This window comes from Streptomyces lateritius (assembly GCF_014649715.1).
Classification (GTDB): domain Bacteria; phylum Actinomycetota; class Actinomycetes; order Streptomycetales; family Streptomycetaceae; genus Streptomyces; species Streptomyces lateritius.
Window position 1 is genome coordinate 388,263 of record NZ_BMTO01000002.1, and the last position, 18,480, is coordinate 406,742.

The following is an 18,480-nucleotide window of genomic DNA, read 5'->3' on the forward strand; positions in this document are numbered from 1 at the left end:
CCGTCAGTGTCGCAGCGCCTGGGCGATGTCCGCCGTCGTCTCTCCCGGCAGGGTCCGGTTGCTGCGCGCGGTCCCTGTCCCGGACTTCCCCGGCTCGACGCCGCCGATGTTCAGGACGACCGAATCGAGTAGACCGCCCTCGCCGTCACGGAAGTTGACCATGACCGTGTAGTCGGCCGTCCTGTCCCCGGGGTTGGTCGCGGTGATTTCGGCGACGGTCCGGTCGCCGTCGGTCTTGGTGGGGCCGGCCTTCACGTCGCCGGTGGCGTTCACCCCGTCCTTGACCTCGCCCATCTTCGACGCCGCCGCCTCGGTGGCGGACGAGGCGATGTCCCCGACCTTCGCCCGGTCCTCCTCGGTGCAGGCGGCGGTGGTCAGCGCGAGGACGACGGCGCAGACTGCGGCGACCACGCCGGTGCGGGTGCGGTGCACGGGCGCTCAGCCCTTCGCCCGACCCGTGCCCCCGATGTGCGTGTGGTCCGTCGCCAAGGCCCAGATCACGAAGATCGAGACGGCCATGGTGAACAGCGACCACCAGGGCTGGTAAGGCAGGGAGAGGAAGTGGGCGATCGTGTTCAGGGCGGCGAGCGTGATGCCGGCGGCCCGTCCCCACTCGGTCCCCTTGAGGATCCCGTAGGCGGTGAGGACCACGATGATGCCCAGGATCAGGTGGATCCAGCCCCAGGCGGTCAGGTCGAACTTGAAGGTGTAGTCGCCGACGCGGGTGTAGACGTCGTCCTTGGCGATTCCGGCGATGCCCCAGATGATGTCCAAGATGCCGATGACCAGCATCATGACACCGGCGAAGAGGGTGCCGCCGGCGGCCCAGGCGCTGGCGGCAGTCGAGGTACGGGGCGGGGTGGGCGCGCTCGGCGTCGTGTTCTGGCTCATGGAGTCATCGTCAGGCCGCCGGCCGCAAAGCGAACCTTCAGCGGGTCCGGACGAGTGAGCGGAGGAACTCCGCCAGGGCCGTGTCGAACTCCTGCGGCCGTTCCAGGTTCGGCATGTGCGCGGCGGACTCGACGATAGCGAGGGTCGAGTCGGGCAGGGCCGCGTGCATCGCCTCCGCGTCCGCCACCGGGGTGAAGGCGTCGTCCCGGCCGACGACCACCAGGGTCGGGACGCGCACGGTGGTGAGCAGCTCGCGGTAGTCGGGGCGCTCCGCCCGCCCGCGCAGGGCCGCCGCCGCGCCGGCCGGGTCGGTGGCACACATCATCCGGTGGACGTGGGGCGCGGCATGGGTGTTGTACGGGGCGACCATCCGGTCCAGTACCTCGTCGGCGTACGCCCGCATCCCGGCGACGCCCTCGGTGAGCAGCCGGTCGGCCGTCGCGTTCCGGGCGGCCCTGCCCTCCTCGGTCTCGGCGGCGGGGAAGGTGTCGGCGAGGACCAGGCCGAGGATCCGCTCGGGGAAGAGGCGGTAGCACTCCATGGCGATCTGGCCGCCCATGGAGAGCCCGGCGAGGACGAACTCCCGGACGCCGAGGTGGTCGAGGAGCGCCGCGAGGTCCTCGGCGAAAGCGGAGAGCGGGGTGGTGCCCGGGACGACGGTGGTGGCGCCGTAGCCCCGCAGATCGGGGGCGACGACCCGGTGCGTGGCGGAGAAGCGGTCGATCTGGGGCTGCCACATGGTGCGGTCGAAGGGGTGGCCGTGGACCAGGACGAGCGCGGGGCCCGGGCCCGCGCCCTTGTCCTCGTAGCCGATCGTGAGTCCGTTGATCTCTGCGGAAGGCATGCTCAGAGGCTAGGCAGGGGCCATGGCTCGGTGCAATAACATCCTTTGCTCTCGGTGCAATGTGCCGATCCGGGGAGAGGGGTTCGGTTCCGTGGAGGAGTACCGCAGGATCGCCGATCGGGTGGCGGAGCGGATCGCGGACGGGCGGCTGCGGCCCGGTGACCGGCTGCCCACCCAGCGGGCCTTCGCCCGCCGCCACCGGATCGCCAACTCGACGGCGATCCGGGTGTACGGAGAGCTGGCCCGCCGGGGTCTCGTCGTCGGCGAGGTCGGCCGTGGCACCTTCGTACGGGCCGCACCGCCGCTGCCCGGGCCCGCGCTCGCCGAGGCGACCGGGGACGCGCCGGTCGACCTCCAGCTCAACTATCCGGTGGCGGAGGGCCAGTCGGCGCTCATGGCGCGGGCGCTCGGCTCGCTCGCCCGGGCCGATGTGCTGGGGGAGGCCACGGGGCGTCCGGCGGCGGCGGTGGGTACGGCGGAGGCCAGGGCGGCGGCGGTACGGGTGCTGAAGCGGGCCGGCTGGGAGCCGGATCCGGAGCGGGTGCTGTTCGCCGGCAACGGCCGTCAGGCCATCGCGGCGGCCGTCTCGGCGCTGGTGGGCCCCGGAGGGCGACTGGGCGTCGAAGCGCTGACGTATCCGCTGGTCAAGGCGGTGGCGGAGCGGATCGGCGTACGGCTGGTGCCGATCGCGCTCGACGAGGACGGGATGCGTCCCGACGCGCTCGCGGCGGCCCATCGCGCGGCCCCGCTCTCCGCCGTGTACGTCCAGCCGACGCTCCACAACCCGCTGTCGGTCACGGCGAGTCCGGGGCGCAGGGCCGAACTGACCGACGTACTGCGGGAGTCGGGGTTGACGGCGATCGAGGACACCACCTGGGCGTTCCTGGAACCGGACGCCCCGGCGCCGCTCGCCGCACACGCCCCGGAGCGGGTGGTCCTCGTGGACAGCCTGTCCAAGCGGCTGGCACCCGGCCTGACCGTCGGCCACCTCGTCGCGCCGGAGGGGCGGGTGGAGGACCTGGCGCGCGCCCTGCGCTCCGGGGCCTGGACCGCGGGCGGCCTGGCGCTCGCGGCGGCGACCCGGTGGGCGGAGGACGGGACGGTGGCGGAGGTCGTGGCGGCGAAGCGGGCGGACGCCGCGGCCCGGCACGCGCTGGTGCGGCGCCATCTCGGGGCGTACCGGATCCGTACCGCGCCGCGCGCCTACTACTGCTGGTGGGAGCTTCCGGCGCCGTGGCGGGCGGAGACGTTCGTGGCCGCCGCGGCGCGGCGGGGCATCGCGCTGACGCCGGGCACCGCGTTCGCCGTGGGAGGAGGGGCGGTCCCGGGCTCCTCAGCGGTCCCGGGCTCCGGGGCGGCCGTCGACGCGGTGCGGGTGGGGCTCGCCTCGCCCGCCCTGCCGGTCCTGGACGACGCGTTGGGGCGGCTGTCCGTCCTTGCCTCAGAGATTCTGGATGTTTAGTATCCAGAATCATGAGAATGAGCGAGGGTGTGGAGTGGGCGCTGCACAGCTGCCTCAATCTGGCGTGGATCGGGCCTGAGCGGGCGGTCACCGCGGCGCGCCTCGCCGCCTACCACGAGCTGCCGGCCGCCTACCTCAACAAGCAGCTCCAGGCCCTCTCCCGGGCCGGGATCCTCGGATCGGTCTCCGGCCCCAAGGGCGGTTTCCGGCTGGCGAGGCCGCTGGACCGGATCACGCTGATGGATGTGGTCGCGGCGATCGAGGGCCCGGAGGAGGCGTTCCGCTGCTCCGAGATCCGGCAACAGGGGCCGGGTGCCGGGCCTGCCGGGACCTCCACCGCCGCGTGCGCCATCGCGGAGGCGATGGCGAAGGCGGAGCTGGCCTGGCGTCGCGAGCTGGCGGCCCGGACGCTCGACGACATCCGCCTCCAGGCGGAACGGCAGGCGCCGACGGCGCCGGACCGCATCCGCCGCTGGTTCGCCAACGTCTGAACGCCACGGTGGGCGGGCCACCGCCACGGGCACTTCCTCCCGTACTCCTTCGTCCGGCCCGTCCTCACCGAGCACACCCACGTGTCCGACGGCCTCGTCGGACCGCTCCTCCTCGGGTACGGACTCGCGGGGCTCGTGGGGAACCCCCTCACGGCGTCGGTGGCCGGGCGCGCCCCTCGCCGGACCCTCGCCCCCCTCGGCGCCGGCCTGACCGCCGCGCTCCCGGCCTCACCCTCGCCGGGGTGACGCCCCCGGCGGGCGCCGTGCCGCTGCTCCTGGGGGGACGCGCCTACGGCGGCGTCTCGGTCGGCCTCCAAGCCGGGTTCATGGCCGCCGCCCCCGACGACGTGGAGACGGCGACCGGCCTCCACGTCAGCGCCTTCTGCCTCTCGATCGCGCTCGGCGCCCTCCCCGGAGGGCTGCTTGTCGACGCCCATCCGCTCACCGCGGTGCTCGCCACGGGCGCCGCGTTCACCCTGGCCGCCTCCCTGGCGGCCGTACTCTCCGGAAGGACATCTCCGACATGACCGCGAACGACCCGCGCACCCTCACCAACCCGGCCACGCTGCACGACCCGTCCCCCTTCGGCTACAGCCACGCCGTCTCCGCCCCGGCCTCCGGTGAACTGGTCTTCATCGGCGGCCAGTACGCCTCCGACGCGACCGGCGCCCCCGTCCCCGGGGACTTCGCCGCCCAGGTCGAGCTCTCCTTCACCAACCTCCGGCTCGCCCTCGAGGGCGTCGGGCTCGGCTTTCAGCACGTCGTGCGGCTCGGGACGTACATCGTCGGCCACGACCTCGGGAAGCTGGAGGTCCTCGGCAAGGCGCTGCGCGCCGCCTTCGGCGACCGGCTGCCCGCGCAGACGCTCAGCGGGGTCGCCTCGCTCGCACTGCCCGGGATGCTCTTCGAGATCGACGCGGTGGCCGTACGACCCGCCGGCTGAGCGCGGCTGACCCTCGCCGACCTCCGGCGACCCCGCCCCCGTCCGATCGCGGCGGCGGGGTCAGCGGGTGTGCTTCCTCTTCGGCCTCTCCGGAGCCGGCGTGCTGTCCGGGGCGGTCCTCGGCCTGGTGGTGGCGGCAGCCACGTACCTCGCCACGTTCTTCTGCTTCTCCACGCACGAGGACGCGGCCGGGCCTCCGGTGCGTCCCTCGTCGTAACGGCTGTTGCCGTCGTGCGGGCTGTTGCCGTCGTGCCGGCCGTTGCTGTCGTAACGGCCGGTGCGGCGGCGGTGGTACGCGACCGCGACGGCGGCGAGCAGCGGGCCCCACGCGAGGAGCGGCAGGTAGCAGACGTAGAGCAGGACCTGCTGGACCGGCCCGTCGGTGTGCGTGCCGACGGAATTCTGGCCGAGCCCCGCGTACGCCGCGTACGTGAACCAGCCCACCAGCGCGAAGAGTCCGAACGCCCCGCAGAGCGCGGCGGTGGTCGCGCCGCGCGTGGAGACCGGGCGTCCGCCGACGAACGGCAGCCGGCGGGGGAACACTTCGCCCCAGGACCGGACCAGGCCGAGGGTCAGGAAGGCGAGCAGCTCGGCGACGACGGTGAGGACGATCTGGTACACGTCCTGGCCGAGGCCCGGATCGTCGACCTCGGCGACGGGCGCGCCCAGGGTGAGCGCGATCCGCCAGATGCCCGAGGGGATGACGATCAGCGGAACGGCGTGCGCGGCGAGGGCGGCCCAGCGGGGCGTACCCGGCAGGGCGTTCGTCTTCATCATGAGGATCAGCGTGCCGTCGGGGCGGTGGCCGTCGCGTCGGCACGGGGGCCGGGGCTTCTCCCCCGTGCGGGGGAGACGTAGTCCGCCCTCGTCCTTCCCCTGGCATACCGGCCGCCTCCGTCGGAGACTGGTGGGTGGCAGTGAATGGTTGAAGCGGACCCGAACCCGGCAGCCGGGAGGACAGCGCATGGCCGACCTCGCCATCGAGACCGAGGGCCTGGTCAAGGTCTTCGGCACGAACCGGGCCGTCGACGGCATCGATCTGCGCGTCCCGGCCGGCACCGTCTACGGCGTCCTCGGCCCCAACGGCGCCGGCAAGACCACCGCCGTGAAGATGCTCGCCACCCTCCTGCGGCCGGACGGCGGCCGGGCCACCGTCTTCGGCAGGGACGTGGTCAGGGACGCCGACGCCGTACGGGGCCGGGTCAGCCTCACCGGCCAGTACGCCTCCGTCGACGAGGACCTGACCGGCACCGAGAACCTCGTCCTGCTCGGCCGGCTTCTCGGCCACTCCCGGCCCGGCGCCCGGGAACGCTCCGCGCAGCTCCTCGCCGCGTTCGGGCTCTCCGAGGCCGCCGACAAGCAGGTCAAGAACTACTCGGGCGGCATGCGGCGCCGTATCGACATCGCCGCGTCCATCCTCAACACCCCCGACCTGCTCTTCCTCGACGAGCCGACGACCGGCCTCGACCCGCGCAGCCGCAACCAGGTCTGGGACATCGTCCGGGCGGTGGTGGCGCAGGGCACGACCGTGCTGCTGACCACGCAGTACCTGGACGAGGCGGACCAGCTGGCCTCCCGTATCGCCGTGATCGACCACGGCAAGGTGATCGCGGAGGGGACGAAGGGCGAGCTGAAGTCCTCGGTGGGTTCGGGATCGGTGCAGGTTCGGCTGCGCCACCCCGAGCAGCGCCCGGCCGCCGAGCGGGTCCTCGCGACCGCGCTGAAGGCCACCGTCCAGCTCGACCCGGACCCGGTGGCGCTCACCGCCACCGTCGACGGCCAGGGTACGGACCTGGGCGCCGCCGAACAGGCCGCGCGGGCCCTGGCCGAACTCGCCGGGGCCGGGATCACCGTCGACAACTTCGCGCTCGGCCAGCCGAGCCTGGACGAGGTCTTCCTCGCCCTCACCGACCGGAAGGGAACGACGGCATGAGCACCGTCGCCCCCGGCAAGGACAGCCGGCAGACCGACGCCCTCGCCTTCGAGGCCCCGCGCGCCGAGGAACTGGCCGCGCTCCTCGTCGGACAGGAGCGGCCGCCCCGGCCCGGCGCGCTCTCGGCCTCGCTCACCTTCGGCTGGCGGGCCATGCTCAAGATCAAGCATGTGCCGGAGCAGCTCTTCGACGTGACGGCGTTCCCGATCATGATGGTGCTGATGTACACGTACCTCTTCGGGGGCGCGCTGGCCGGCTCGGTCTCGGCGTACATCCAGTTCCTGCTGCCGGGCATCCTCGTGATGAGCGTCGTGATGATCACGATGTACACGGGTGTCTCGGTCAACACCGACATCGAGAAGGGCGTCTTCGACCGCTTCCGTACGCTGCCGATCTGGCGGCCGGCCCCGATGGTCGGCTACCTCCTCGGCGACGTCGTCCGCTATCTGATCGCCTCCGCCGTCATGCTCACCGTCGGCATGATCATCGGCTACCGGCCGGACGGCGGGGTGACGGGCGTCCTGCTCGGGGTCGCGCTGCTGATGGTGTTCTCGTTCGCCTTCTCGTGGATCTGGACCATGTTCGGGCTGATGCTGCGCAGCGAGAAGTCCGTCATGGGCGTCTCGATGATGGTGATCTTCCCGCTGACGTTCCTGTCCAACGTCTTCGTCGACCCGAAGACGATGCCGGGGTGGCTCCAGGCCTTCGTCAACAACAGCCCGGTGACGCATCTGGCGACCGCGGTACGGGAGCTGATGGCGGGGAACTGGCCGGCGGCGGACATCGCCTGGTCCCTGGGGTGGTCGGCGGTGTTCGTGCTCGTCTTCGGGGCGGTCACGATGCGGCTCTACAACCGCAGGTAGCTCTGCGGCGGGCGGGCGGCCGGTCAGTCCAGACGCAGGTCCGCGAGCTGCTGCTCGAAGGGGACGACCTCGTCGTCCTCCGCATCCCGCGCCGCGGGCCGGGCCGCGACGAACTCCGCCAGCTCCCGCCCGGCGCGCTGGATCCGGGACGGCAGGCCGTCGCCCCCGAAGCCGATGGGAAGCGTCTCGTCACCGCCCGAGCCCCAGTCCTCCGATGCCGCGTACACGGCCGTCGGCACGACGAGGGCCCGCAGATAGGCGAAGAGCGGCCGCAGCGCGTGGTCGAGCACGAGCGAGTGCCGGGCGGTCCCGCCGGTGGCCGCGACGAGCACCGGCTTGCCGGTCAGCGCGTCCGGGGCGATCAGGTCGAAGAAGGACTTGAACAGACCGCTGTACGAGGCGGTGAAGACCGGGGTCACCGCGATGACCCCGTCCGCGCCGGTCACCGCGTCGATCGCGGTCTCCAGCTCGCCCGACGGAAAGCCGGTGACGAAGTTCTTCGCGATGTCCACGGCGAGGTCGCGCAGCTCGACGACCTGTACCTCGACCGCGTACTCCTGCTCGGTGAGGCGTGACTCGGCGGCCTCGGCGAGCCGGTCGGCGAGCAGCCGGGTCGAGGAGGGTGCGCTGAGTCCGGCGGACACGGCGACCAGCTTCAGGGTCTGCATGACTTACGCCTCCTGCGTGCGCGTGCGTTCTGCGGCCGTGCGTTCCACGGCGGGGTGGAGCGGGGCGGTCTCCGGGACTCCGGCCGGCCGCATGTTGGCGAACTCCTTGCGCAGCACCGGGACGACCTCCTCGCCGAGCATGTCGAGCTGTTCCAGGACCGTCTTCAGCGGCAGGCCCGCGTGGTCCATCAGGAAGAGCTGACGCTGGTAGTCGCCGACGTATTCCCGGAAGGACAGCGTCCGTTCGATGACCTCCTGCGGGGAGCCGACGGTCAGCGGGGTCTCCTCGCTGAACTCCTCCAGGGACGGGCCGTGGCCGTAGACGGGAGCGTTGTCGAAGTAGGGGCGGAACTCCCGTACGGCGTCCTGGGAGTTCTTGCGCATGAAGACCTGGCCGCCGAGGCCGACGATCGCCTGTTCGGGGGTGCCGTGACCGTAGTGCGCGTACCGCCGGCGGTAGAGGCCGACCATCTTCTCGGTGTGCTGCTTGGGCCAGAAGATGTGGTTGGCGAAGAAGCCGTCTCCGTAGTACGCGGCCTGCTCGGCGATCTCGGGGGAGCGGATCGAGCCGTGCCAGACGAACGGCGGTACGCCGTCCAGCGGACGCGGCGTGGAGGTGAAGCCCTGGAGGGCACTGCGGAACTTGCCCTCCCAGTCGACGACGTCCTCCCTCCACAGCCTGTGGAGAAGCGCGTAGTTCTCGACGGCGAGCGGGATGCCCTGGCGGATGTCCTGCCCGAACCACGGGTAGACCGGGCCGGTGTTGCCCCGGCCCATCATCAGGTCGACGCGCCCGTCGGCGAGGTGCTGCAGGGTCGCGTAGTCCTCGGCGATCTTCACCGGGTCGTTGGTGGTGATCAGCGTCGTGGACGTGGACAGGATGAGTCGCTCGGTCCGGGCCGCGATGTGCCCGAGGAGGGTGGTGGGCGAGGACGGGACGAACGGCGGGTTGTGGTGCTCGCCGGTGGCGAAGACGTCGAGCCCGACCTCCTCGGCCTTGAGTGCGATGGCGACCGTGTTCTTGATCCGCTCGTGCTCGGACGGGGTGCGGCCGGTGGTGGGGTCGGCCGTGACGTCGCCGACGGTGAAGATCCCGAACTGCATGGTGCTCACCTCTCGCGGGGCCGGCCTCTGCGACCGGTATTGGTTGAATCTTAAATCAACATCCCGTCCAACGGCACCCTCCCCCGCCCTATTCCCGCCCCTCGCGCCGCTTCCTCCGCCCGTTCCACGGCTTCGAAAGGCCCTCACGTAGAGTTCGCCGACGTGAGCACCGTGCCCCTGCCCGGTCCCCTGCCCGCGATATCGGTCGTCGGAATCGGCGCGGACGGCTGGGACGGGCTCCCCGAGAACTCCCGCCGGACCCTGCGCGCCGCCGAGGTCCTCATCGGCGGCCCCCGCCAGCTGGAGCTGCTGCCTTCGGACGAGTGCCCCGGCGAGCGGATCGCCTGGCCCTCCCCGCTGCGCCCCGCCGTCCCCGGTCTGCTCGCCGCCCACGAGGGCCGGAGGACCGCCGTCCTCGCGAGCGGGGACCCGATGTTCTACGGGATCGGCCGCACCCTCGGCGAGACGGTCGGCGCCGACCGTCTCCACGTCCTCCCGCACCCGTCCTCGGTCTCGTACGCCTGCGCGCGCCTGGGCTGGCCCCTGGAAGCCGTGGAGACGGTGTCGCTGGTGGGCAGGCCGCTCGCCTCGCTCACCGCCTCCCTCTACGACGGGCGGCGCCTGCTCGTCCTCAGTGCGGACGGCGCCACCCCGGCGGAGGTCGCCGGGCTCCTGCGGGAGCGGGGCTTCGGAGGGACCCGGATGCGCGTCCTGGAACAGCTCGGCTCGGAGCGGGAGCGGACCGTGGAGGCCACGGCCGACACCTGGCCGCCCGAGCGGCCGAGCGACCCTCTCAACATCGTCGCGCTCGACTGCGTACGGTCCGCCGACGCGCCCCGCCTGGGCGCCGTGCCCGGTCTGCCCGACGAGGCGTACGACCACGACGGCCAGCTCACCAAGCGGTACGTCCGCGCGGCGACGCTCGCGGCCCTGGCGCCCGCGCCCGGCGAGCTGCTGTGGGACGTCGGCGGCGGCTCCGGCTCGATCGGCATCGAGTGGATGCGTACGGACCGCTCGTGCCGCGCGGTCGCCGTGGAGAAGTCGCCCGAGCGGGCGGCCCGTATCGAGCGAAACGCGGCGGCCCTCGGCGTACCCGGCCTGCGGGTCGTCACCGGTCCGGCACCCCGGGCACTGGCCGGCCTGCCCACCCCCGACGCCGTGTTCATCGGCGGCGGCCTGACCGCACCCGGCCTCCTCGACGCCTGCTGGGACGCGCTGCCGGCGGGCGGCCGGCTGGTCGCGAACACGGTGACGCTGGAGTCCGAGGCGCTGCTCGCGGACCGGTACCGCCGCCACGGCGGAGAGCTGATCCGGCTCGCCGTCGCCCAGGCCGTCCCGGTGGGCGGCTTCACCGGCTGGCGCCAGGCGATGCCGGTCACGCAGTGGTCCGTAACGAAATCAGGAGTTGGAGCATGACCGTCTACTTCATCGGCGCGGGCCCGGGCGCGGCCGACCTGATCACGGTGCGCGGGGCACGGACCCTCGCGCGGTGCGGAGTCTGCCTGTACGCCGGGTCCCTCGTCCCCCGCGAACTGCTCGCCGAGTGCCCGCCGGACGCGCGCCTGGTCGACACGGCGGACCTGGACCTCGACCGGATCGTCACCGAGATCGTCCGCGCCCACGAGGACGGCCACGACGTGGCGCGGCTCCACTCGGGCGACCCGTCCGTCTTCAGCGCGGTCGCCGAGCAGATGCGGCGCCTGGACGCGGAGGGCATCCCGTACGAGGTGGTGCCGGGCGTCCCGGCGTTCGCGGCGGCGGCCGCCGCCCTGAAGCGGGAACTGACCGTCCCGACCGTGGGCCAGACGGTGATCCTCACCCGCATCGCCCAGCAGGCGACCCCGATGCCGGAGGGCGAGGACCTGGCGACCCTGGGCCGCAGCGGCGCGCTCCTCGTCCTGCACCTGGCCGCCCGCTACGTCGACCGGGTCGTCTCCGAGCTGTTGCCGCACTACGGCGCCGACTGCCCGGCCGCAGTGGTCGCGATGGCCAGCCGCCCGGACGAGGTGGTCCTGCGGGGCACCCTCGACGACATCGCGTCCCAGATGAAGACGGCCGGGATCACGAAGACGGCCGTCATCCTCGTCGGCCGCACGCTGGCCGCCACGCAGTTCCGCGACAGCCACCTCTACGACCCGGCGCGCGACCGCCACGTCTGCTGATCCGCGAGGCCGCGGGGCCGGTACGTCGCGTACCGGCCCCGCGCCCCCGTAGACGGAACAGGCTCAGGCGTTGGGCCGCTTGCCGTGGTTCGCGCCCTTCTTCTTCCTGGCACGTCGCTTGTTGCCTCGCTTCGACATGGGCACACACCCTTCGATCGGGACCGGTTGCCTGGCAAGCCTAGGTTCGCGGGGTGGCGGCCGCATCCGCTGCCCCGCTGTCGGTGGCGGGCGATTGGATGGGCGCATGACCGTATACGACGTGGCCAGGAAGCTGCCCGGGACCGACGTTCTGCTCGACCACTGCCGTGGGCTGGCGATGCTGGACGCGGTGCTCAGTCCCGAGTGGGACGGGCGGTACTACTCGTTCCACTCGCGCTGGTCCGGGGGCGGACAGTTGGCCTCGATGTGCAACGGACAGGGCGACCAGTACTCCCTGGTCTTCTCCGCCGCGGGCGTCTACATACGCGGCTTCTGCCACGAGTCGCTGATGAGCCCGTACGGACCCCTGGCCGACGGCTCGCCCTGGCCGGGGGTGCTCGACTCGGTGCCGGAGGTCTTCCGGGCGTACGTCGAGGAGCCGGCGTTCACGGACGAGGACGGCGGACCGGTCGTGACCGCCTGCCTGTGGCGGGAGCCGGCGGACACGGCCTGGCGGACGGGGACGATCGACTTCCCCGAGGAAGGCGACGACCCGGAGGACGCGGACGGTGCCGGCTATCTCTTCGAGCTGCTCGTCGACCGTTCGGCGGAGGCGTACCAGGAGTGGGCCGAGTACTACCACGAGACGTCGGTCGACCTCGACGCCGTCCGCCATGTGCTCGCCCTGCGCCCCCTGACCGCCCCCGTCGTCACCGCCCTCAACCCGGGCACCGACCTGGCCGCACTCGCCGACGACATCGCGGAGATCGGATACCCCGCGTGATCCGGCCGCTCACCGGTCACAAGGCTTTCCGGTTGTCGCCCGGGAATCTGGGCCGGGCGCCCGCTACGGCCCCGCCACCGTCGAGCGGCCCACGACCGCGCCCGCGCGGTCGATGCAGACGACGTCGACCGCGACCGGCGCCCCGCGGAGGACTGCGAGGGCCTCGTCGCGGGCGCGGGCCGCGACCAGGTCGCCGAGGGGTACGCCGGCCGCCTCGCACAGCCGGAGGGCCGCCAGGCCCGTGTTCGCGGTGGCGATCTCCTCGGCGAGCGCCTCGGTCGCACCGCCGGACCGGGCCAGGTCCGCCAGGAACGGCTTGTCGACCTGGGAGCGGGCCGAGTGGAGGTCCAGGTGACCGGCGGCCAGCTTGGAGAGCTTGGCGAAGCCGCCGCAGATCGTGAGCCGGCCGACCGGGTGCTGTCGTACGTACTTGAGGACCGCGCCCGCGAAGTCGCCCATGTCGAGCAGGGCGATCTCGGGCAGGTCGTAGAGGGTCGTCACCGTCTTCTCCGAGGTGGAGCCGGTGCAGCCCGCGACATGCGTCAGGCCCGCCGCGCGGGCCACGTCCACACCCCGGCGGATCGAGTCGATCCACGCCGAGCAGGAGTACGGGACGACGATGCCGGTCGTGCCGAGCACCGACAGACCGCCGAGGATGCCGATCCGGGGGTTCCAGGTGGAGCGGGCGATCTCCTCGCCGTGGTCGATGGAGACCGTGATCTCGACGTCCCTGGAGCCGCCGTGCGCGGCGGCGACCTCGGCGACGTGCTCGCGCATCATCCGGCGCGGGACCGGGTTGATCGCCGGCTCGCCGACCTCCAGGGGCAGGCCGGGCAGGGTGACCGTCCCGACACCGGGCCCGGCCCGGAAGACGACCCCGGAACCGGCCGGGAGGACCCGTACCGTCGAGCGGACCAGCGCGCCGTGGGTGACGTCCGGGTCGTCACCGGCGTCCTTCACGACCCCCGCCATGGCGGCGCCGGCGGAGAGCTCCTCCGCCGCGAGCGCGAACGCCGGGCGCCCGCCCTTCGGCAGCGTGATCGTCACCGGGTCGGGGAAATCCCCGGTCAGCAGCGCCGTGTACGCGGCCGTCGTCGCGGCCGTCGCACAGGCACCGGTCGTCCACCCCGGGCGCAGACCCGTGTGCTTGAGTTGGGCCTCGCGCCCACCGGCCGGATTCACGAAGGGACTCCTGTGCACGTACTCATTCTGGGCGGGACGACGGAGGCCCGCGCTCTCGCCGGAATGCTCCAGCCGCACGGCGAGCTCCGCGTGACCAGCTCGCTCGCGGGACGCGTCGCCCAGCCCCGGCTGCCGGCCGGCGAGGTGCGCGTCGGCGGCTTCGGCGGTGTGGAGGGGCTCCTGGACTGGGTGCGCGAACACCGTGTGGACGCGGTCATCGACGCCACCCATCCCTTCGCCGAACGGATCAGCTTCAACGCGGCCCGGGCGGCCGCCACCGCCCATGTTCCCCTGCTCGCCCTGCGCCGGCCGGGGTGGGTCCCGGTCGAGGGCGACCGGTGGCACTCCGCCGCTTCCCTGGAGGAGGCGGCGGCTCTCATCGACGGCCTGGGCGAGCGGGTGTTCCTGACGACGGGCCGGATGGGCCTGGCCGCTTTCGCCGACCGCCCCCAGTGGTTCCTCGTCCGCTCCGTGGACGCCCCCGCCCCCCCGATGCCGGCCCGCACCGAAGTCCTCCTGGACCGTGGCCCCTTCACCCTGGACGGCGAGCGCGCACTGCTGAACCGGTACGCCGTCGACGTCCTCGTCACCAAGGACAGTGGCGGCACGGCGACGGCCCCGAAACTGACGGCGGCCCGCGAGGCGGGCATCCCGGTGGTCGTGGTCCGCCGGCCACCGGTGCCCCAGGGCGTCCCGGTGGCGGTGGCGCCGGAGGAGGCCGTCGCCTGGGTGTGGGAGACCCGGGGCCGGGGCTGACCTGACGCTCGCCGGATCAGCGGCCTCCCCGACCACGCCGGGGACCTCCGGGGTGGCCGACGCCGTCGCCCTCGACTTCTTCGACATCGCGCAGGACGGCAAGCCGAGCCGCGACTGGATCCCGCTGGTGGACGCGCTCTACCGGCAGGAGGCGGACGCGGGGCCGGTCCACGACCGACTACGCCCGGCCGCCGTCCGACGCCGCTCCGGCGAAGGACGCCGACACCTGCACCGGCACGTACGACAACGCGTACTACGGGAAGCTGTCGGTGACCGAAGGCCAAGGCGGTGGCCTGACGCTCCGTCTGGGGCCGAAGCCCCAGACGTACCGGCTGACGCACTACGACGGCGACACGTTCAGCTTCCGGACCGCCGGCGAGGACGCCGGGGGGCTCACCGGAGTCACCTTCTCCCCTGACGGGAAGTCCGTCCGCGTCGAGTACCTGGACACGGAGGGACTCGGCACCTTCACCCGTAGCGGCGCGGCGTCCAGGTGATCGTGCGGCCGTCGGCCCGTTCGACCGCACGGGTCTGGGACGAGCCGATCAGCAGCAGCGTCCGCATGTCGACCTCGGCCGGCTCCAGGGTCTTCAGGGTCACCACCCGGACCGACTGCTCCGGGCCGCCCACGTCCCGCGCCACGACCACCGGGGTCTCCGGCGACCGCAGTTCGAGGAGCAGGTCCCGGGCGGCGGCCACCTGGTGGGTACGGGACCTCGACCCCGGGTTGTAGAGCGCGAGGACCAGGTCCGCACCGGCCGCCGCGCGCAGCCGCTCCGCGATGACCTCCCAGGGCTTGAGGCGGTCGGAGAGGGAGATCGTCGCGTAGTCGTGGCCCAGCGGCGCACCCGCCGCCGCGGCCGCCGCGTTCGCCGCGGTGACCCCTGGCAGGACCCGTACGGGCACGTCCGCGTACCGCGGCTCCGAGGCGACCTCCAGGACCGCCGTCGCCATCGCGAAGACGCCGGGGTCGCCGCCCGAGACGACCGCGACCCGCCGGCCGCGCCGCGCCAGGTCGAGGGCGAACTCGGCACGCTCCGACTCGACCTTGTTGTCCGAGCCGTGGCGGCGCTGGCCGGGACGCAGCACCGGGACGCGGTCGAGGTAGGTGGTGTAGCCGACCAGGTCGTCGGCGTTGAGCAGGGCGCCGCGCGACTCGGGCGTCAGCCAGGGCGCGCCCGCCGGACCGGTGCCGACGACGACGACCTCGCCGGCCTCCCGTACGGGCGGAAGCGCGTCGATACGGGAGGGCAGCACGGCCACCGAGAAGTACGGGACGCCGGCCGGGTCGACCTCGGCCAGGGTCTCCGTCCGCTCGCCCGCCATGAACGCCCGCTCCACATAGCGCGCGTCCTCCAGCCGGCCCGCCCGCTCAAGGGCGCGCCGCACCGTCGGGAACGTCCGGCCGAGCTTCATCACGACGGCCGAGTCCGTGCCCGCGAGCCGGGCGGTCAGCTCGTCCTCCGGCAGCGTGCCGGGGATGATCGTGAGGACTTCCTCGGCCTCGCACAGCGGCTCGCCGAGCCGGGCGGCCGCCGCGCTGACCGAGGTGACACCGGGGATGACCTCGGTGTCGTAGCGGTGCGCGAGCCGCTTGTGCATGTGCTGGTACGAGCCGTAGAAGAGCGGATCGCCCTCGGCGAGGACCGCCACCGTGCGGCCGGCGTCCAGGTGCGCGGCGAGCCGCTCCGACGCCTCCTCGTAGAAGTCGTCGAGCGCGCCGCGGTAGCCGCCGGGGTGGTCGGTGGTCTCCACGGTGAGCGGGTACATCAACCGCTCCTCGATGTGGTCCTCACGGATGTGCTCCGCGGCGATCGAGCGGGCGATGGAGCGGCCGTGGCGGGCCGAGTGGTAGGCGATCACGTCGGCGGAGGCGATGGCCCTGACGGCCGCCACGGTCATCAGGTCCGGGTCGCCGGGCCCGAGGCCGACCCCGTACAGCTTTCCGCTCATGCCTGGATCTCCGCTTCGGTCGCCATGGCGTTGATCGCGGCGGCGGTCATCGCGCTGCCGCCGCGCCGGCCCCGTACGACGAGGTAGTCGAGACCGAGGTCCTGCCCCCGGTCCGCAAGGGCGTCCTTGGACTCGGCGGCGCCGATGAAACCGACCGGTATGCCGAGGACGGCCGCGGGGCGGGGCGCGCCCTTGGCGATCATCTCCAGGAGGTGGAACAGCGCGGTGGGGGCGTTGCCGATGGCGACGACGGAGCCTTCGAGGCGGTCGCGCCAGAGTTCGAGGGCGGCGGCGCTGCGCGTGGTCCCGAGCTCGGCGGCGAGGGCCGGAACGGAGGGGTCGGAGAGGGTGCAGATCACCTCGTTGTCGGCGGGCAGCCGTTTGCGGGTGACACCGCTGGCGACCATCTGCGCGTCGCAGAGGATCGGAGCTCCGGCGCGCAGGGCCTCCCGGGCGCGGGCGACGACCTGTGGGGAGTAGGCGATGTCGCGTACGAGGTCGGTCATGCCGCAGGCGTGGATCATCCGCACCGCGACCTGGGCGACGTCGGCGGGCAGCCCCGCGAGGTCCGCCTCGGCGCGGATCGTGGCAAAGGACTGGCGGTAGATCTCCGCGCCGTCCTTCTCGTAGGCGAACATCGTGTCGTTCTCGCTCATCTCGTTGTGCGGGCCGTTGCGACTGCTTCGGTCAGGGAGGTACGGGGTGTGGGGGCGCCGTCGACCAGGTACGAGCCGTCGGTGGTGGCGACGACGTCGACCCAGGTGCCGTCCGGTCCGGTGGGGTGGCCGCAGCGCCGCTCGCAGCCGGAGAAGTGGACGGGGAGGCCGGCGCGACCGGGTACGGCGTCGGCGCGGACGTCGGCGAGGGCCTTGCCGCAGCCGGGGCGTCCGGTGCAGGCGCCGACGCCGAGCCAGGGGGAGTGGGGGTCGGTGATCAGGCCGTGCGCCGCGAGCACGGCGAGGCGTTCCTCGGCCGCGGCGCGGTCGGGGAAGCCGGTGACGACGGCTCCCCGCCAGGGGGTGAGCCGCAGTTCGCCGCCGTGGGCGGGGGCGAGGGCGCGGAGCTGACCGGACGTGAGCCGCCCGAGCGGCACGGCCACGGCCACGGCCCAGCGCCCGTCCCGCCCGCCCTGCCCGATGACGCCGGGCAACGGCCCGGCACCGCCGCTCCGGCCTGGGATGCCGAGGGCTTCGGTGGGGCGGACGGCTTCGGTGGGGCGAACCGCTTCGGTGGGACGGACGGCTTCGGTGGGGCGAACCACTTTCGCGTCGCCCACCGCTTCCGCGTCGCCGGTCCCTTGCGTGCCGCCGATCGCCTCCGCGGCGCCGATCGCCTCCGCGGCGCCGGCCGCCTCCGCGGCGATCCCGGCCCGGCGCAGGGCCTCCGCCAGGTCCGGTCGCACGTCCTCCGGGAGTTCCCGTACCCGCCAGGCACCGTTGCCGGCCTCGCGGGCGGCCGTGAGGAAGGCGTCGGCCGCGGCGAGGGCCGCGCGAGGCGCGTCCGCCTTCGCGATACGGAAGGCCTGACCGCCGACGTACAGGAATGCGGCACCGACCGCCGAGGGACCGGCTGCGATCAAGGTCACATCTCCGCCGAGCCCGGCCACGTCCCCGCGGCCGTCGTCCAGGACGAAGAGAAAGCGACCGGAAAGGGCCGCCGTCCACTCCCGCGCGCACAGCAGCGCGTCCAGCTCGCGCGCCCACAACTGCACGTCACCGCCGCCGAGTCCGTCCAGTCCCGCGGCCGGAGAGGCCACCACGTTCCGGACGCGTTCGTGGGCCGGGGACGGCAGCAGGCCGGCGTCGGCCAGGCGGGCGCCCAGCTCCGCCCCGCATCCCTCCCCGAGCCCCCGCAGCTCCGTGTTCCCCCGCGAGGTGACGCTGATCCGCCCGTCCCCCAGCTCCTCTGCCGCGGCGGCCAGCACTTCCACCTGACCTGCCGTCAGCAACCCTGCGGGCAGGCGCAGTCGAGCCAGGCGGCCGTCATCGGCGGGGTGCAGCCGAAGCGCCCCGGGGCAGGCGTCGCCACGGTCCCGTATGCGAGGTTCGCCCTGGTTGGGCGTGGAGGGTGGGGTGGGCGGCATGGCGGCGAGCATACCCACGTGGTTCCGGGTGACCCTCCGGGCCGCCGGGCGCAGGATCTACTATGCAGACGGCATGGGGTCCCAGACCCCGGGGAGGAAGCCCGGTGAGAATCCGGCGCGGTCCCGCCACTGTGAGCCCGGCCCGGAACCACGGGCCGGGTGAGTCAGGAACTCCCGCCGTCCACACGACCACCCGGGGCGCGGACAACCCCGAGGAAGGCCT

At 73.3% G+C, this 18,480-nt stretch carries 21 protein-coding genes, 1 pseudogene and 1 riboswitch; of the genes and pseudogenes, 11 read left to right on the top strand and 11 right to left on the bottom strand.

All coding sequences use genetic code 11. The features are described 5' to 3' along the window. Positions 1-3 precede the first annotated feature (3 nt). The 3 genes from IE136_RS05110 to IE136_RS05120 are packed head-to-tail and all read right to left on the bottom strand — an operon-like array spanning position 4 to position 1,735. Positions 4-432, bottom strand: coding sequence for a hypothetical protein (locus IE136_RS05110; protein ID WP_229818637.1), 429 nt, complete (start codon positions 430-432; stop codon positions 4-6). Between the two features lie 6 nt (positions 433-438). Further along, positions 439-891 carry a DUF7144 family membrane protein gene (locus IE136_RS05115; protein ID WP_189599636.1) on the bottom strand — a complete coding sequence of 151 codons (453 nt, stop codon included), beginning with the start codon at positions 889-891 and terminating at the stop codon, positions 439-441. A gap of 37 nt (positions 892-928) precedes the next feature. After that, the gene (locus IE136_RS05120) at positions 929-1,735 is read right to left on the bottom strand and encodes an alpha/beta fold hydrolase (RefSeq protein WP_158988440.1); all 807 of its coding nucleotides are present in this window, start codon (positions 1,733-1,735) and stop codon (positions 929-931) included. Between the two features lie 91 nt (positions 1,736-1,826). Between IE136_RS05120 and IE136_RS05125 the strand changes: the two genes are divergently transcribed. The 4 genes from IE136_RS05125 to IE136_RS05140 all read left to right on the top strand — a co-directional run bounded on the left by IE136_RS05125 (position 1,827) and on the right by IE136_RS05140 (position 4,631). Then, positions 1,827-3,197 carry an aminotransferase-like domain-containing protein gene (locus tag IE136_RS05125; protein WP_189599638.1) on the top strand — a complete coding sequence of 457 codons (1,371 nt, stop codon included), beginning with the start codon at positions 1,827-1,829 and terminating at the stop codon, positions 3,195-3,197. 17 nt (positions 3,198-3,214) lie between these two features. Continuing rightward, a complete protein-coding gene (locus IE136_RS05130; RefSeq protein WP_158988438.1) occupies positions 3,215-3,688 on the top strand; it encodes an RrF2 family transcriptional regulator in 474 nt (157 codons plus the stop codon). Positions 3,689-3,930: 242 nt separating this feature from the next. After that, positions 3,931-4,215: an MFS transporter gene (locus tag IE136_RS05135; protein ID WP_158988437.1), complete on the top strand. Its 285-nt coding sequence runs from the start codon at positions 3,931-3,933 to the stop codon at positions 4,213-4,215. Continuing rightward, the gene (locus IE136_RS05140) at positions 4,212-4,631 is read left to right on the top strand and encodes a RidA family protein (protein ID WP_189599641.1); all 420 of its coding nucleotides are present in this window, start codon (positions 4,212-4,214) and stop codon (positions 4,629-4,631) included. Before IE136_RS05135 ends, IE136_RS05140 begins: the two co-directional genes overlap by 4 nt. A gap of 60 nt (positions 4,632-4,691) precedes the next feature. On the opposite strand, the gene IE136_RS05145 is transcribed toward IE136_RS05140, so the two are convergent. Further along, positions 4,692-5,408 (bottom strand): hypothetical protein, encoded by a 717-nt coding sequence (locus IE136_RS05145; RefSeq protein ID WP_189599643.1) that lies wholly within the window; start codon positions 5,406-5,408, stop codon positions 4,692-4,694. A 187-nt stretch (positions 5,409-5,595) separates the two neighbouring features. Here IE136_RS05145 and IE136_RS05150 point away from each other — a divergent pair, with 187 nt between their 5' ends. Continuing rightward, on the top strand, positions 5,596-6,564 hold the full coding sequence (locus IE136_RS05150) for an ATP-binding cassette domain-containing protein (RefSeq protein ID WP_158988435.1): 969 nt from the start codon (positions 5,596-5,598) through the stop codon (positions 6,562-6,564). Further along, positions 6,561-7,427 carry an ABC transporter permease gene (locus IE136_RS05155; protein ID WP_229818638.1) on the top strand — a complete coding sequence of 289 codons (867 nt, stop codon included), beginning with the start codon at positions 6,561-6,563 and terminating at the stop codon, positions 7,425-7,427. Before IE136_RS05150 ends, IE136_RS05155 begins: the two co-directional genes overlap by 4 nt. Positions 7,428-7,450: 23 nt before the next feature. Here the strand turns inward: IE136_RS05155 and IE136_RS05160 are convergent, their stop codons facing one another. Beyond that, positions 7,451-8,095 carry an FMN reductase gene (locus tag IE136_RS05160; protein ID WP_158988433.1) on the bottom strand — a complete coding sequence of 215 codons (645 nt, stop codon included), beginning with the start codon at positions 8,093-8,095 and terminating at the stop codon, positions 7,451-7,453. Between the two features lie 3 nt (positions 8,096-8,098). Beyond that, positions 8,099-9,199, bottom strand: a complete 1,101-nt coding sequence (locus tag IE136_RS05165) for an LLM class flavin-dependent oxidoreductase (RefSeq protein WP_158988432.1) — start codon at positions 9,197-9,199, stop codon at positions 8,099-8,101. Positions 9,200-9,361: 162 nt separating this feature from the next. Here IE136_RS05165 and cbiE point away from each other — a divergent pair, with 162 nt between their 5' ends. Both cbiE and cobM read left to right on the top strand, forming a co-directional pair. After that, positions 9,362-10,615: a precorrin-6y C5,15-methyltransferase (decarboxylating) subunit CbiE gene (gene cbiE, locus IE136_RS05170; RefSeq protein ID WP_229818639.1), complete on the top strand. Its 1,254-nt coding sequence runs from the start codon at positions 9,362-9,364 to the stop codon at positions 10,613-10,615. Continuing rightward, positions 10,612-11,361: a precorrin-4 C(11)-methyltransferase gene (cobM, locus tag IE136_RS05175; protein ID WP_189599644.1), complete on the top strand. Its 750-nt coding sequence runs from the start codon at positions 10,612-10,614 to the stop codon at positions 11,359-11,361. The genes cbiE and cobM overlap by 4 nt, the downstream gene beginning before the upstream one ends. Before the next feature lie 63 nt (positions 11,362-11,424). Here the strand turns inward: cobM and IE136_RS36675 are convergent, their stop codons facing one another. Then, positions 11,425-11,499, bottom strand: coding sequence for a 50S ribosomal protein bL37 (locus tag IE136_RS36675; protein ID WP_373297613.1), 75 nt, complete (start codon positions 11,497-11,499; stop codon positions 11,425-11,427). Between the two features lie 106 nt (positions 11,500-11,605). On the opposite strand from IE136_RS36675, the gene IE136_RS05180 reads away from it, so the two are divergent. Next, positions 11,606-12,283: a hypothetical protein gene (locus tag IE136_RS05180; RefSeq protein WP_189599646.1), complete on the top strand. Its 678-nt coding sequence runs from the start codon at positions 11,606-11,608 to the stop codon at positions 12,281-12,283. Positions 12,284-12,346: 63 nt separating this feature from the next. On the opposite strand, the gene IE136_RS05185 is transcribed toward IE136_RS05180, so the two are convergent. Next, positions 12,347-13,483 (bottom strand): cobalt-precorrin-5B (C(1))-methyltransferase, encoded by a 1,137-nt coding sequence (locus tag IE136_RS05185; protein ID WP_229818640.1) that lies wholly within the window; start codon positions 13,481-13,483, stop codon positions 12,347-12,349. Between IE136_RS05185 and IE136_RS05190 the strand changes: the two genes are divergently transcribed. Beyond that, positions 13,478-14,221 carry a cobalt-precorrin-6A reductase gene (locus IE136_RS05190; RefSeq protein WP_158988427.1) on the top strand — a complete coding sequence of 248 codons (744 nt, stop codon included), beginning with the start codon at positions 13,478-13,480 and terminating at the stop codon, positions 14,219-14,221. The two genes, IE136_RS05185 and IE136_RS05190, sit on opposite strands and share 6 nt — an antisense overlap. Positions 14,222-14,472: 251 nt before the next feature. Beyond that, positions 14,473-14,718, top strand: a pseudogene (locus IE136_RS35335) (serine hydrolase); the annotation flags it as partial. Here IE136_RS35335 and IE136_RS05200 read toward each other — a convergent pair. The 3 genes from IE136_RS05200 to IE136_RS05210 are packed head-to-tail and all read right to left on the bottom strand — an operon-like array spanning position 14,690 to position 18,257. Further along, complete coding sequence (locus tag IE136_RS05200; RefSeq protein WP_158988426.1) at positions 14,690-16,174, bottom strand: precorrin-2 C(20)-methyltransferase; 1,485 nt, start codon at positions 16,172-16,174, stop codon at positions 14,690-14,692. The pseudogene IE136_RS35335 and the gene IE136_RS05200 overlap by 29 nt on opposite strands. After that, on the bottom strand, positions 16,171-16,830 hold the full coding sequence (locus IE136_RS05205) for a precorrin-8X methylmutase (protein WP_158988425.1): 660 nt from the start codon (positions 16,828-16,830) through the stop codon (positions 16,171-16,173). Before IE136_RS05205 ends, IE136_RS05200 begins: the two co-directional genes overlap by 4 nt. Next, positions 16,827-18,257, bottom strand: coding sequence for a ferredoxin-like domain-containing protein (locus IE136_RS05210; RefSeq protein ID WP_373309003.1), 1,431 nt, complete (start codon positions 18,255-18,257; stop codon positions 16,827-16,829). The genes IE136_RS05205 and IE136_RS05210 overlap by 4 nt, the downstream gene beginning before the upstream one ends. A gap of 55 nt (positions 18,258-18,312) precedes the next feature. Further along, positions 18,313-18,450: riboswitch (cobalamin riboswitch) on the top strand. Positions 18,451-18,480: the final 30 nt, after the last annotated feature.